The 12,556-nt window shown below is 58.4% G+C and carries 16 protein-coding genes and 2 pseudogenes; 7 read left to right on the forward strand and 11 right to left on the reverse strand.

What is annotated here, in order from left to right; translation table 11 throughout:
* Positions 1-255: 255 nt before the first annotated feature.
* A pseudogene (locus tag MAFF_RS00215) lies at positions 256-862 on the reverse strand (ISNCY family transposase); the annotation flags it as partial.
* A gap of 178 nt (positions 863-1,040) precedes the next feature.
* On the opposite strand from MAFF_RS00215, the pseudogene MAFF_RS40420 reads away from it, so the two are divergent.
* Positions 1,041-1,447 (forward strand): annotated as a pseudogene (locus MAFF_RS40420) (aldo/keto reductase); the annotation flags it as partial.
* A gap of 126 nt (positions 1,448-1,573) precedes the next feature.
* Here MAFF_RS40420 and MAFF_RS39875 read toward each other — a convergent pair.
* The gene (locus tag MAFF_RS39875) at positions 1,574-1,738 is read right to left on the reverse strand and encodes a hypothetical protein (protein ID WP_167316188.1); all 165 of its coding nucleotides are present in this window, start codon (positions 1,736-1,738) and stop codon (positions 1,574-1,576) included.
* Between the two features lie 531 nt (positions 1,739-2,269).
* On the opposite strand from MAFF_RS39875, the gene MAFF_RS00225 reads away from it, so the two are divergent.
* On the forward strand, positions 2,270-2,818 hold the full coding sequence (locus MAFF_RS00225) for a methyltransferase domain-containing protein (RefSeq protein WP_425280316.1): 549 nt from the start codon (positions 2,270-2,272) through the stop codon (positions 2,816-2,818).
* Here MAFF_RS00225 and MAFF_RS00230 read toward each other — a convergent pair.
* Positions 2,812-3,129, reverse strand: coding sequence for a YMGG-like glycine zipper-containing protein (locus MAFF_RS00230; RefSeq protein WP_010916214.1), 318 nt, complete (start codon positions 3,127-3,129; stop codon positions 2,812-2,814). The two genes, MAFF_RS00225 and MAFF_RS00230, sit on opposite strands and share 7 nt — an antisense overlap.
* A 228-nt stretch (positions 3,130-3,357) precedes the next feature.
* On the opposite strand from MAFF_RS00230, the gene MAFF_RS00235 reads away from it, so the two are divergent.
* Together MAFF_RS00235 and MAFF_RS00240 are read left to right on the forward strand one after the other, a co-directional pair.
* Complete coding sequence (locus MAFF_RS00235) at positions 3,358-4,926, forward strand: recombinase family protein (protein ID WP_044547337.1); 1,569 nt, start codon at positions 3,358-3,360, stop codon at positions 4,924-4,926.
* Positions 4,923-5,750, forward strand: a complete 828-nt coding sequence (locus tag MAFF_RS00240; RefSeq protein WP_157865830.1) for a plasmid partitioning protein RepB C-terminal domain-containing protein — start codon at positions 4,923-4,925, stop codon at positions 5,748-5,750. Before MAFF_RS00235 ends, MAFF_RS00240 begins: the two co-directional genes overlap by 4 nt.
* A 103-nt stretch (positions 5,751-5,853) precedes the next feature.
* Here MAFF_RS00240 and MAFF_RS38870 read toward each other — a convergent pair whose 3' ends face one another.
* The 4 genes from MAFF_RS38870 to MAFF_RS41110 all read right to left on the reverse strand — a co-directional run bounded on the left by MAFF_RS38870 (position 5,854) and on the right by MAFF_RS41110 (position 7,326).
* Positions 5,854-6,120, reverse strand: a complete 267-nt coding sequence (locus MAFF_RS38870; protein ID WP_157865831.1) for a hypothetical protein — start codon at positions 6,118-6,120, stop codon at positions 5,854-5,856.
* A gap of 502 nt (positions 6,121-6,622) precedes the next feature.
* Entirely contained in the window at positions 6,623-6,859 is a 237-nt protein-coding gene (locus MAFF_RS00250; protein WP_010916210.1) for a DUF768 domain-containing protein, read from the reverse strand.
* 45 nt (positions 6,860-6,904) lie between these two features.
* Positions 6,905-7,114 carry a hypothetical protein gene (locus tag MAFF_RS00255; protein WP_010916209.1) on the reverse strand — a complete coding sequence of 70 codons (210 nt, stop codon included), beginning with the start codon at positions 7,112-7,114 and terminating at the stop codon, positions 6,905-6,907.
* Positions 7,115-7,197: 83 nt separating this feature from the next.
* Positions 7,198-7,326 carry a hypothetical protein gene (locus MAFF_RS41110; RefSeq protein ID WP_280111464.1) on the reverse strand — a complete coding sequence of 43 codons (129 nt, stop codon included), beginning with the start codon at positions 7,324-7,326 and terminating at the stop codon, positions 7,198-7,200.
* 298 nt (positions 7,327-7,624) lie between these two features.
* Between MAFF_RS41110 and MAFF_RS00260 the strand changes: the two genes are divergently transcribed.
* The 3 genes from MAFF_RS00260 (at position 7,625) to MAFF_RS00275 (ending at position 9,938) form a co-directional block, all read left to right on the forward strand.
* Positions 7,625-7,813, forward strand: coding sequence for a DUF3606 domain-containing protein (locus tag MAFF_RS00260; RefSeq protein ID WP_010916207.1), 189 nt, complete (start codon positions 7,625-7,627; stop codon positions 7,811-7,813).
* A gap of 926 nt (positions 7,814-8,739) precedes the next feature.
* Positions 8,740-8,907 (forward strand): hypothetical protein, encoded by a 168-nt coding sequence (locus MAFF_RS41265; RefSeq protein ID WP_341872694.1) that lies wholly within the window; start codon positions 8,740-8,742, stop codon positions 8,905-8,907.
* A gap of 641 nt (positions 8,908-9,548) precedes the next feature.
* On the forward strand, positions 9,549-9,938 hold the full coding sequence (locus tag MAFF_RS00275) for a hypothetical protein (RefSeq protein WP_044547238.1): 390 nt from the start codon (positions 9,549-9,551) through the stop codon (positions 9,936-9,938).
* 370 nt (positions 9,939-10,308) lie between these two features.
* On the opposite strand, the gene MAFF_RS00280 is transcribed toward MAFF_RS00275, so the two are convergent.
* From MAFF_RS00280 to MAFF_RS00295, 4 genes are all read right to left on the reverse strand, one after another.
* Positions 10,309-10,473 (reverse strand): hypothetical protein, encoded by a 165-nt coding sequence (locus MAFF_RS00280; RefSeq protein WP_157865833.1) that lies wholly within the window; start codon positions 10,471-10,473, stop codon positions 10,309-10,311.
* A 20-nt stretch (positions 10,474-10,493) separates the two neighbouring features.
* The gene (locus tag MAFF_RS00285; protein ID WP_044547241.1) at positions 10,494-10,730 is read right to left on the reverse strand and encodes a hypothetical protein; all 237 of its coding nucleotides are present in this window, start codon (positions 10,728-10,730) and stop codon (positions 10,494-10,496) included.
* Between the two features lie 281 nt (positions 10,731-11,011).
* Positions 11,012-11,311, reverse strand: a complete 300-nt coding sequence (locus MAFF_RS00290; protein ID WP_044547242.1) for a DUF1236 domain-containing protein — start codon at positions 11,309-11,311, stop codon at positions 11,012-11,014.
* Between the two features lie 521 nt (positions 11,312-11,832).
* Entirely contained in the window at positions 11,833-12,189 is a 357-nt protein-coding gene (locus MAFF_RS00295; RefSeq protein ID WP_162034335.1) for a hypothetical protein, read from the reverse strand.
* Positions 12,190-12,556 lie beyond the last annotated feature (367 nt).

The raw sequence follows: 12,556 nt of genomic DNA on the forward strand, positions 1-12,556 counted from the left end.
TTGCCGCGGAAGTTCCAAGCGATCGGCTGTTGAGGTCCAATGGACAGACGAGCCGATCGCATGTCTATGGCATCGCCAACCTCTAACACGACTTCCTCGACGGCACGTTTCCAGCAGGACGCAGGCGCTGTAGGGCGGACTCGGCCTCGGCCGCTCGCAGGATTTCGGCGACAGCTACGCGGTTGGCGGTTCGGTCGGCTCCAAGGTGAAATGGTGAGCGCAGCCATCGTCGACGCTGGACTGATCGGAGATTACTCAGCCGCCGCTCGCCAGAGCCTGTTCTCGCTGGGCAATCACGGCGGGATCGTTCATGAAGTCGGTCCGTTTGCGCGGCTTGCGCCCGCGCTTCAAATAGCCATTGCTCTGACTGCCATCGGGAATGCCGAACATGTGGTTCGCCTGGCCGGTGCGGCGCGGGCCGTGTTGGCTGCGCTGACGGTCGCGGCCAGCCTGCATCTCGGCCCACCATCGCAAGCGCTTCGTCCAGGCGCTTGCTCTCGACAAGCTCCGATCTGTGAACCGAGCGCAGCTTGTCAAATGTCCTGTAGGGTAGGGACGTGCTGCCATGCATGATCTCAAGGCGGCCGTCGGGATAGTCGCTAACAACAACCTTTTTGCCGGCCAGTCTCTTCGGAAAGGCGCTGGGGTCGAGGATGAACAACACTTTGTCGTAGCGCAGTGTCAGGGCCTGCGAGAGCGTTCGGAACTCTTTGCGGCACATCGCGCTGTCCAGGTTCTCATGCTCCGCGAGGGGACGGTGCATGTCCTTCGGGTTGCGCGGCTCCTTCCAGAAGCGGACATTGAAGTCAGCAGCGAACTCGGCCGCGTAAGCGTTCGCCGCCTCGATCGTGCTGATGTTGCGCCTGTCGCATTACCAAATGGCTGCTACAGATCAAAATAGCATAACATACATTATGGAACAATTTTTTAATGTTTTAAATCAAGTAGTTATATCGGACCCCCTGCATGTACTCGCCAATTAGTATGGTGCAAGTGCCCAGCAAGATTGCGACATCCACTGCCGGCTGGAGGGTGGTTTAGACGGCGGACTCCTTCAATTTAGCCGGAGTCTTGACCACCATGACCGGGCGCTTGAGCGCTCGATGCCCACGGCCGAGGAGCCCGGTTTCGGTATCGTCGCGGGAGGCCCTTATAGTTCCGGCGCGCTCGTTGGCGGACCGAACTTCAAATATGCTCCGGCAACCCCCGCGACCCTCGACAGAGTTGCGCGGAACAAGGCGATCGCGGATAGCTATGGTATCAGTATGAAGGCGGCCGGCTTGCAATTCTCGCTGGCGCATCCCGCAGTCGCCGCGGTGATCCCGGGCGCAGGCCGCATCGCCGAAGACAGGGCCGCGCCCAACGAGATGATTCCTGCGGAATTCTGGCCGGATCGCGGCGGTCGGGGCTCATCAATCAGGAGGCGCCGACACCGGGCTCGGTATGACACGATTTCGGAGAGGTTCGTTGCCGCAAGCGACAAGACTATCTCTCCCGGTGTCGAACGCAATTCAGCACAGCAAATAGGAGCCCACACTCTCATGCTCGAGAGCTCGGACTTCGGGATTGTGGCCTAGCGCTTCTTAGGCTTCGGCGTGATCTCCTGGATCCGCACCTTGTCGCCGATCTCCTTCGCCATATTGAACGCTTTCTGCTTGTCCTTGGTGGTCAGAACGGTGCGCCAGTGCGGCTTCTCGAAGACGCTCACCACGTAGGTCGTTGAAGGCTTGTCGACCATCGCTGCCCCCGTAACGTTGAAAGCCCGCACTCCTCTGGTGGAGAGAAGGCGGGCCGATCGGAGGCCCGATCTTCGGCAGGGGATGGAGGGCACCACCTGTCTCTCACTTCAACTTTTAGGGACAGCTAATGTTCCAAATCGAGGAGAGCCGTAGAACCAGTGTCGATATCGGCGAATGGATGCTCAAAGAAGGACTATGCGGTGGACTGGCCGAGATACGGCGCTGGCTTCTATGCCAAGGCTGAGACCAACGCCGGGACAACCGAGCGGGGCGGATGAGTTGGATCGTTCGACCGGCCATGGCAATGGCGCAACCATATGACGGTTCGATAAGCAATTCGCGCCCGGTAATGGGTGCGGTCGAGCGCCGCCTGGAGCTGGTATTGAGATAGGCTGTCCTGTCATCTTTTGCCCATTTGCCTGGGCTAGGCTGTTTTTCACGGCGGGCTTTGGAGGAGGTCATCTGATGACGACAAGCTTGCCGGCACCCTGAAAACCGCGGCAAACAGGTGGCCAAGCGCCTGCTCGGCTATGATTCCCGCAACAGGCTGCGCATCCGCCAGATCGAGGCGTTCACGCTCTTTCTCGAAGCGGGCATCCGCAAGGCCGCCGACGTCATCGAGATCTCGCCGGGCTGGAACCGCACCTGGCGGGCGATGTGCCCGAACTACCGCTGCGTCGACTTCCCCCGCCGTCGACCTCTACAAGCAATATTCGATCGTCATCGCCGACCAGGTGCTGGAACATGTCCAGTGGCCGCACGCAGCGGTGCAAAACATCCATGCCATGACCAGGCCCGGCGGCTGGGCGATGGTGGCGAGGCCCTTCCTGTTCCGGGTACATGCCCGGCCGCACGACTACAACAGATGGACGCCCGCCGGTCTCAAGCTGTTAATGGCTGAAGGCGGCTTCCCCCAAGCAAACTTGAAGGTTCACGGCTGGGGTAAAAAGGCGTGCGCCCGGGCTCATATCGGTGGCCCGGTGCGCGCCTACGGCCTGTGGCGGGACCTCAGCAAAGACGAGGATTACCCACTGATGGTCTGGGCCTTCGCAAAGAAGGAGTTGGCGACGCCTCAGTAATTGCCGTTGTAGTACCGGTCGTCGCAAGGTGCCGTGTAGATGCGGCCGTAGCGGTCCTGGTAGCGGCAGAGCTGTTGGCCGCGCGGCTGCGGCGTGGTGGCGGAGCCGACAACGGCACCGAGCAGAGCGCCACTGGCCGCGCCGATAACCGTGCTCTTGGTGTTTCCGCCGATCGCCTGGCCGACGAGAGCGCCGCCGGCGCCGCCGAGGAGCGCGCCGGTGGTGGCCCGCTGCTGGCCTTCGGTCTGCGACTGGCAGCCGGCAAGTGCCGCGGTCATCAGCACGGCGGCTATGGCTTTTTGAAAGGTCATGTGAAGTCTCCCTTAAACGTCTGAAATCCCTATCGATCGTCCCGTGGGGCCGCATTGCGGCGGAACGGGGGCGCCGGCGCTCACAAAGTGAGTCAGCGTTTACCGACAGTTGAAAGGCTTGGTTTCCAAACAGAAAAGCCGGGCATTCGACATAAACTGGAGGGGTGTTTTGAACCAAACCACAGGCCGATGATCGTTAGCATGTCCCGAATGGCAGGAGCGCAAGCGATGGACGAGGTTGCAACGACCCTAAAAGCTCCTTCTGGTAGGCGCGTAGTGCGTGCGGCCCAATATCTGCGCATGTCGACAGAACACCAGACCTATTCGATCGACAACCAGAGGGATGCCATACGCGACTATGCGGAGATCATGGGCTACGAGATCGTCGCCACTTACGAGGACGCCGGTCGCAGTGGTCTAAACCTCGGAGGCCGCCCCGGTCTTCAGCGGTTGCTGGCCGATGTCGAGAGCGGGAGAGCCGATTTCGAAACGGTTGTGGTGTACGATGTCAGCCGCTGGGGACGGTTCCAGAATATCGATGAGAGCGCCGCTTATGAGTACCGGTGCCAGATGGCCGGCGTCCGGATCGAATTTTGCGCTGAGCAGTTCGCAAACGACGGCAGCATCGAGTCCGATGTCCTCAAAGCAATCAAACGTAGCATGGCTGCCGAGCAAAGCAGAATGCTCTCGCAGAAAGTCTTCATTGGCCAGGCTAGGTTGATCCGGATGGGCTTCAGACAGGGCTCAAAGGTAGGCTTTGGCCTGCGGCGCCTGCTTGTCGATCAACATGGCCGTCCGAAGGGCATCCTTTCTCCCTCCGAATACAAGAGCCTGCAGACGGATCGAATAATTCTGGTGCTCGGGCCGCCTGACGAGATTGCGACAGTGAGATGGATTTTCGGTCACTTTGTCAAAACTCGCAAGACTGAGCTTGAGATGGCCAGACTGCTTAACAAGCGCGGCGTGCTAAGCGACCTGGGGCGCCCATGGACCCGAGTGTCTGTGCACTCGGTGCTGACCAACGAAAACTACATTGGCAACAGCATCTGGAACAAGCATTCGGCTAGGCTTAGGAGCCATCAAGTTCGCAATCCCCCGGAACTGTGGGTGCGGGTGGAAAACATCTTGGAGCCGATCGTCGACCGCAAACTGTTCAACCGAGCGCAGATTGTCCTTAAGACGATCTATCGCCACCTGACCAATGACGAGATGCTGGCCGCCCTCAAGGCGCTCCTGGCTCGCCGAGGCGCCTTGTCCTCTTTCATTATCGACGCCGCGCCCGACTGCCCGCCGTCCACACGCTACATGTCGCGTTTTGGAACCATCGTTAAGGCTTATGAGCTGATCGGATACGAGCCGCCCAAGAACTCCCGCTACATCTTCGTGAACCGGCGCTTGGAAACCATGAGGCTGCAGATTATCGAGGATCTCCTGGCCGCGGTTGAAAAGCGTGGCGGGATCGCCACTCATGTCATGGAGACGGACCTCCTGCGCATCAACCAGGAGATCACTGTGGCGATCGCAACAGGACGCTGCAGGGTTTCCAGCTTCGGCTATCCACGCTGGTTTGCGAAGGCCGATCGCGAGCCGCCGCCGGACATTTTCGTCCTCATCCGGATGAATCCCGACGACCTCAGCATCCGGGACTATTTGATTGCTCCTGCGCATGAGATCGCAGGCAAATCGGAACTGCACGCCATCAATGGGGCACGGCTGGACACCTATATTTTTCCCACGCTCAACCCCCTTATCCGGCTGGCAGAGCGAGCCTCTGTCGGGAGCGCGGCCTGGAATTGAAACGTTTAAGCAAAGACGCCGCTTACCGTGCGTTGGAGAACAGCGGCAACAGACATGCGAGGAGTATCGCTGCTGGTCAACTAGGGTCCAAGGCAAAGCTTTTTGCGCCCGAACTTTTGGCGACCTACGACGCGGAATGCAAACGCATGCGCGATTTCATAACAGGAGCAGAAGAGTCTGAACGGTGCCTGGACCGTATGGTCGCGGCACTCCACTTGATGATGAGCGACAGGCAGTTTTGCGCCCTGATGGTGTCCGAGGGGCTTGAGACAATGCCAAGGCTATTGGCACACAGGTTGCCAGGCGCGCCCCCCGAGCCGCACGTGTTTTGTCCTCCCGGAAAACCCCTTTCCGACACAGGCGAAAACAGGGAGCCTATTGGCGGAATTTGCCCGGGCGTCCTCGACGTGCTTCGGGACGCCCCAGTGAAAACGAAAATCTTCGGGTTGCTCCAGAAGGTGCTTCCTGCCAGGCAAGTTGAGATTGCCCGGCTGATGGTGGCCATGGACCAAGTCAGACTCACCTACGCAAGGATGCTTGTAGCGCTGACACCACAAGCCCTGCTGGTCAAGGATTTCCATCCTTCAACGATCGCCAACCTGACCGAAGGCCATCGAGGTGCCATGGTGCTCGAGGTAGGCAAGCTGAGCCTTGCGGTTCTAGGTGCCATGGAACAGCGTGGCCAAGTGGGTCTGGAGCTTGTTGCAGCCAGCCGCTTTTTTGCCCGGCTGATGGATAATTCCAGGGTGGTGCGATATCTGGCGCGCAATTATCCTGGCCATTTTGAAGAGTTTCACAATTTGTCGGAGCCCTTCATCAAATAGGTAGGATCGATCCCAACGCAGGCAGGCTCGGATAGGCACGTCCGCGGCCATGCCACTTCGCGCACCGTCGGATTTCCTTTTTGAGGCGCCAACACTATATGCCTCACCCATCGCGCCAAATTATCCGCCTCTCCCATCGGATCTCCACCAGGCGCCGGAACCGGATCGTTTCAAGCTCTTGGCCGACCGGATGAAATAGCTCAGCGCTCATCGATTCCTTGCGCTTGCATTTTTCGCAACGGACCTTTGTCCTGAGCTGGTCGGCGGTGACGTTGCCGATCACTTCCCGCAATTCCAGCGGCTTATAGAGCCGCTTGATGTTGCAATGGCCAGTTCGGGTGTTTGCGCTCGAACGGCGACGGCCCTGCACCAGCCGCCGCCGCTGGTCGTGACTGTGTCGGCTTAGGTCTCTCGGCCAAGGGCGCCCACATACGCTCGCTGAGATACCTGGTGAAGCTGCAGATATGCTTGCGCCCGGCGGAGCGGTTGACGCTGACGAACCGCTCGAGCTCTCTGAGTGCTTCGATGCGATCGGATGGTGACAGTGCATTCCAAGCTTTACGTGCAGCCTTGGGACTCTCGACGACAGGCCAACGCTTGAGGGCATGATCGAAGTCATCCATCTCGCGCTCTCTCGCTGTTCGTTCTTCTGACGAATCGGGCCGCATGGGTGTGACCCGTGGGGTCGCATGGGGCGCTACCCGTCTTGCCGGTCTTACGGGTCGCATAGGTGCGGTCCGTGCCAACCTTATTCTGACGCCGCTGATCTGCCTTTTCGAACTCGGCAAGCTTGGGTAACAAATCCAACCTGGCGGCGTTCATTTCGTACCATCTAGCGTAGGTGCTCCTGGTCCGCTTTTGGAACGGCCCTATTAGCCCCAGCGGCTGCTGTAGAGCCGCCCTCCAGATCGATTTTGCATCGCTTCGAGAATGACCTGGAATACGCTGCCGACCTCTTCGGAAATATCCCGTCGAGATAGCCCCTGTTTTTCGGCCGCGGCCATCAACTGATCGGCAAGATCCGCGATGGCGGTCGGATCTTCGGTGAGGGTGTCCGGATGATGTTCCGCGATCCAGTCGTTGAGAAAATCGATCCCACGTCTGCTCATCTTGCAATAAGTTCGATTTGTAGCAAAGGTTCCGGCCGCGGCGCCTTACCTGCCCAACGGCCGCTTGGACAACGAAACCAGTTCAGCTTCGTCGCTCACGCCGGCCATATAGTTCGCAATGATGCGGGAAGCCAAAGCGCTGCAAGCCTCTGGCGATTCATTATCGAGTTTCAGCAGGTTGTAGACGCGGCCAAGCAGCGCCAACTCCGCTGGCTGCAAAATACCGGCTTCAGTTGCCTGTCGTCGTATCGGCACGCCCGAAAATCCTGCAGCGCGTGTCGCAAATCCTCCTCACCGCTCAAGTGTTTCTCGCGGCCGATGATCCCGGGCTTGACCCATTACGTCGCCGCCGCTTCATCCCCTTGGGCGCCGGCGCGGCGTGTGATCCCCTTCCGCAGCTCGCCGAAGTCCGAAGGCCCAGCTTCGTTGAGCACAATGATCTCGCCGTCGACGATGGCGCTTTTCAATCCGAGGCTCTTTGCCGCGTGCACCAGGTCGCGATACTTCGCGATCCAGTCACGGCCGTTACGGGGTGTAGATACGTGTCCCGTCTTGGTCGATGATCAGTTGCGAGCGGTAGTCGTCGAACTTCACTTCGTGTATCCAGATGTCGCCTTCGGGAGGCTGCTCGACAAGGGTCGGTTCATGGGCGCGACGAACTTTAAAGGAATCTACGGCTGCTAAAATATTTCCGAGATTGGCGCAAAGCGAAACAATTCGGCGCGACGCACGTTGCAGTCGAACGCAGCAGCCTGGAGCAGCACGATGACTGACGACAAGAACAAGCTTGGCTATCAGGATCGCAGCCGCGTGAGCGGCGATGAGGAATATGAGGTCGGCTATTTCGCGAGCAAATTTGGCCTGTCTATCCCGCAGGTACGGGAGTTGATCGCAAAGTTCGGCAATGACCGCGACACGTTGGAACGGGAAGCCAAATCCCTCAAAGGCCGGTAAGCAGATGCCAACATACCAGGTCGAAGAGTACTATGGTGAGGAACTTGTCGCATCTGAAACCGCGCAAGCTGACGACCCGATGAAGGCTGCAGAACGGGTTGTGGGCGGCGCGGTTTCGCCAAGGGCCTTGCAGCAACACTGGTTCCGGGTCGTCGATGAGCGCGAAGCCGCAGTGCACGAGTTTAGTTTGGCCGAACCGGCGAGCACCAGATAGGTCGCTTAGGATAGGACTGAAGTCCCTCCCCGATCCGCCAGAAGGCCCAGCCTGGAACATTTCCCGCCACTCTTGTTTGTTCTCAATCGGACACCGGTTGGGAGAGCGACGGGAATGGCCTTGTGCGATGAACTGAGCGACGTAACGATGGAGTTCCACTGTCCGGCCTGCTCACACCCTATGGTAAGGCCTGGTTCCTGGCTTCGCACAATCGGACGCTTCAGATGCGACCGGTGCAAAGCCATGGTGCGCATAGGTTATGAAAGGAAGCTGTCGATCTTTGCGGGCTACCTGAAAAACCGGCATCGAGCATAAAACCTGGCGGCCCGGCGGTTGACGATTGGGGCACTCGGTCAGCTGCCGGGCCTAACCAGCGGTTTGTTTGGGGCAATGTGGGTCGCCGCCGGCTGGGGCAAAAATGCGCCGAGCCCAAGAGACTGGCATCATTCGAATGGCGCGCGAGATAGGGCGATACACTGTCGAACCAGCCAGAGCCCCCATCCCGGCGCGCTGCGATTAAAAAATTAGCCATCGCTAATCCTTGACGTCCCAATTTGCCACTCCAGAATCAGGGCATGTCACGGGGCAGCATCAAGGTCGGCGACGAGGTGGCAATCATGGCCACCATGATCAAGCGCGTGACCGACGATCGCATCAGCGTTTCAATCCCGAGTTATAATGTCCCTCATCCAATTATCGATCGAACAAGGTGGTGAAGGGCCAAAAGATCGAATTGATCGGCGACGTTGTTCGGATCGATGAGGGTAAGGTGACGGTGACATTGGGAACGATAGTCACGGTCGACCAGGACAAGGTGCGCCTGGTACAGAGCTACGTTTCCCCGACGCGAAAGAAGGCGCTGATCGACGAGCCGGATTGACAAAGTATGACCAAGCTTTCTGACCTTGGCCGCGCTCGTTTCCCTCCGCTGCGCTTCACGAAAATTAGCCATTTCCGTTCCATTAGCACCTTGCGAAATGTTGGCCGGAACCTTCCGACCGGCTGTTTTGAAGGAAGCCCGTGAAGTGGAGGTTATGACTTGCGAAAACTGACGGCAGAGCAGTCGCGAGCAGTGCGCACGCTATTGAACTGGTCCTGCGTGGTGCCAAGTGCGACCTGAGCGAAGACACAATCCGTGAGTTTGAGAACGTGCCCCAGAATGCCTGGTCCGGGCGGCCGCACCCGCATCCTACAGGCGCTGGAAGCGGCCGGTGTTGTCTTTACCTCTGGAGGGCCGTCGCTAACCAACCTCTCTGAAGGCAAAAGCGGCGTCATCGGATCCATCGAGTTGTAGCTGACCGGCAAAGCTGCAGACCAAACGAAGGTAGTCCATCCGCACACCAATGGTTTTGGCGGTCCTTCGCCAGAACATTCAGGCGCTAACCCACAGCTTGATCTTTGGCGCGGCCGTGGTCGCCGAGTTGGGCCTATTGATTAAGATTCCTAATTTAGCCGTAGATGCTGTGTGGATATCCCGCCGAGCCCATTGCCAATCGAAATGGTGCGGGCACCTTGGCCGATATGGTCGCGGGACATGTTGAAATGGTGCTATTCGAGCAGTCGCTCCGCGACGGCGACGGCATGCATCGGCCATTTGGCGATCGCGTCGCTGACGCTGCGGCGAAAACATCGGGAACTGTCTTGTTCGACGTTCGTATTGATGGTGATAAACACGTCCAACGGATGGCCGCTATCGGGTATGACGACGCTGGCACCGCAATAGTTTTGATGGAGAAGACCGGAGATCTGAGGTGCGCGCCGGTAAACGGCGAGACCGCCGTGTTGGTAGCGGAGCTGGCCGCCTGGGAATCATCTCCTCTGAGCGAGCATGCGCGTGTTGATTTCCGAGGGACGGCAGCGATGCTGTTGGCAAAGCTTCGCAGTTCCGGTCACTTCGGCCAATCCAGTTGATCATCTGCAGCGCGCTGCATTCGTGCGGGGGCACGTGGTGCCCCCGTCTAGCCCGATCAAGTGCGATGGATCCTTTGGGCGTCTTGCAGCAAACCAAATCGTGAGCGCGGCTGCTCTCGCCAAGACACATTGCCGCCTCGCATTCATCTAGCACGGCGACAGCGTTCTGAATCTCGCGTTTGAGATTATCGGTCTCTTTGATCCGGCGATCTCGACCCATTGGCCGGCACCTTGAACGCGCTGCTCAGGCGGCTCAGGGCCGCCTTCGAGGCCGAACGCAGCCCACCGCCAACACCGCACATGAACTCAGGACCTCGCTGGCTAGCGCGATTGCCTAGCGCAGCGCATCCGGAATCGAGGGGCCGGACTTTCATCGGCGGGCGGTGATGTTGGCGAGATCGGCATAAATTGCGGCACGGTGTCCTTCATGCTTTTCGATAAGGGCCAACATTTCCACTCGCGTCATTTGCCCAAGCTTCATCAGAAATTCGAACTCGTGCTTTGGAACCGACGCCGCCAAGCGTTCGAGCTTCATCTTTCTGCTTTCACTGCCAATCATTGTCGGCGACCAGCCGGTCGCGGCTGGACAAGCCCTACATCGAAACTGGGTGGCAAATCTAAGTGCGTGTTCTTGAACGCGGCTGTTCTTATCGCATCCACGGGCGAGATGATCACCATTCGCGCCATCCCTTCGGGCAAGATTTGTTTTCCGGAAACGAAGAACATAATTGCAAGAAGACCTAGTAGCAGAATGGTGGCGAACACGTTAGCGATAAGCTCTGCAATTTGCACACTGCTCTCCAGTACGGATGGTTCGTGCCACCCCTTGGCACGCCGGATAGGCTAACCGGGGACGGGGTGTCGCTGTCCGCCGGCGTTGTCCGCTCAACATGGAGCACGGCAGCGAGGAAGGCCGAAGGCACCAGGTCATCCCCGTCCGTCCGGACGGTGGAGTCCTTCATGACGGAAGCCACCTGTTATCCGAGCTTCGCGTACTCTGGCTTGAAGTTGAGCCTACAACGCATTTGTCCAGCTCCACCGCCATACCTGGCGGCGGAGCGAGGGCAATGCGGTTAGTCATAGACCTTCACAATTTTTCGGGTGCCCGGGTCGACGAGAACTGTGTGTTTGTCGACAACTACGTAACGATATTTGACGTTCGGAACCTCGTGGAGTTCGACCGTATCCGGCAGAGCCGTTCCGACGTTCAGTTCCACCCCCGGAATCTTGATTGAAGCCAGCGGCTGCTTCTTGACGTATTCGCGCACGACGGTGTCCTGCTCAGGTGTGATGACAACCTCCTCGGCAGCCACTGCGCCAACGCCGGCAAACAGGACGAGCGCGGCGGCGGCGCTGGTTAGGTGCATTCTCATAGTTTTTCTCCTCTTGTAATCTGGTAATCTGGCGACAGCAGGATCTCCTGCCCGCCGCTGTCCGAACTTTCGGCCAGCCGCATGGTTCCTACACCCAGACTTCAGTCGCATAGTGGATCGGACTAAAGACCCACCACAAAAGCATGGGTCTTTCACCTTCGAGCTGCGCGGAACGGGATAGGATGATCAGTGTAGTTTCCCAGAAAGCCCGGGGAAATCAGAGGGATAGAAAGTGCTACCCAAGCGCGCTGTTGCTGGCGCCAAATCTTTGCGGTGGCGCTGACTTTGCTTGCTGCCAAGCTGGTTCTTGGCTGATCGGCACCGCTACGTCCGTTCCTGTGCTGATAGGACCCGCATAGCCCTCGCGGGCTAGTGAATTTTGTACCCACGACTCATTCGCCTTGTGCGGGCTAGCGCCTTGTGCGGGCTGGAAATCAGCACTTTGGCCAACACCGGCCAGAAACCGACGGCCACGAAAAGCAAGACGGGGAAGCCTGGCGTGGTGGCACCTATTTCGCGCTCTAGGCCCTATACACAGCCCATCCCAGAAGAAGGAACAGTGCCGCGCCGAACGCAAACAGCGTATAGATCGCAAGGAGTAAAAGGATGGGGAAAAAGTCACTGCGGTAGGCTGGCAGGACCATGCGGATTAGAAGGTTGGCAATTTCATGGTGCAATAGGTCGTCCTTGTCTCCTACAACTTCGATGGCTGGAGTTTCACTCGCCCCGGTCGCTTCCGCCCGCTCTGACTTGGCGGTCTTGGAATTCTCAGCCGCCATCAAAATCCTGTTTGATATATGGGTCGCGACCAGCGGATCATCGGATAGATGATTCTGTGCCATCGGTTTGGCAAAGATTTCAGCCCTGCGCGTGCCCATGGGCACGAAAGGTCTTTCCTGGCTTAAAGTTCCCTCGTGCGTTACCGATTCGCAAGATTCTCAAGGCGGGAACGCATTTTTCCGTGGCTTCGTTTCCGCAGCATGACGGGCGGCAATGACGTTCGGAGTGGTGCGTCCCCTACTCGAAATGAGTGATTTCTAACCGAGGACTGGCCTCATTGATTAAGGAAGTTGATTCCGCGTGTGCTTATTGGGCCTAAAGCTCGACGGAGGTGTTAGGTTCCGGCGAGTGGATCGCTGACCCCCGCCTCGCACGTCGCTCAATGGGTGGATCATCGCTGCCCATCTCATTCCTCCCAGAAATCCTGCAGCGAAGCGTGCCGCAAATCCTCTTCACCGCGCAAGT

The organism is Mesorhizobium japonicum MAFF 303099, assembly GCF_000009625.1.
GTDB classification, from domain to species: domain Bacteria; phylum Pseudomonadota; class Alphaproteobacteria; order Rhizobiales; family Rhizobiaceae; genus Mesorhizobium; species Mesorhizobium japonicum.

Bases quoted from the DNA above. Each gene is read 5' to 3' on its own strand.
- MAFF_RS39875 (WP_167316188.1), bottom strand. From the start codon at position 1,738: ATGGTCGACAAGCCTTCAACGACCTACGTGGTGAGCGTCTTCGAGAAG.
- MAFF_RS00225 (WP_425280316.1), top strand. From the start codon at position 2,270: ATGATTCCCGCAACAGGCTGCGCATCCGCCAGATCGAGGCGTTCACGC.
- MAFF_RS00230 (WP_010916214.1), bottom strand. From the start codon at position 3,129: ATGACCTTTCAAAAAGCCATAGCCGCCGTGCTGATGACCGCGGCACTT.
- MAFF_RS00235 (WP_044547337.1), top strand. From the start codon at position 3,358: ATGGACGAGGTTGCAACGACCCTAAAAGCTCCTTCTGGTAGGCGCGTA.
- MAFF_RS00250 (WP_010916210.1), bottom strand. From the start codon at position 6,859: ATGAGCAGACGTGGGATCGATTTTCTCAACGACTGGATCGCGGAACAT.
- MAFF_RS00260 (WP_010916207.1), top strand. From the start codon at position 7,625: ATGACTGACGACAAGAACAAGCTTGGCTATCAGGATCGCAGCCGCGTG.
- MAFF_RS00275 (WP_044547238.1), top strand. From the start codon at position 9,549: ATGGTCGCGGGACATGTTGAAATGGTGCTATTCGAGCAGTCGCTCCGC.
- MAFF_RS00280 (WP_157865833.1), bottom strand. From the start codon at position 10,473: ATGAAGCTCGAACGCTTGGCGGCGTCGGTTCCAAAGCACGAGTTCGAA.
- MAFF_RS00290 (WP_044547242.1), bottom strand. From the start codon at position 11,311: ATGAGAATGCACCTAACCAGCGCCGCCGCCGCGCTCGTCCTGTTTGCC.
- MAFF_RS00295 (WP_162034335.1), bottom strand. From the start codon at position 12,189: ATGGGCACGCGCAGGGCTGAAATCTTTGCCAAACCGATGGCACAGAAT.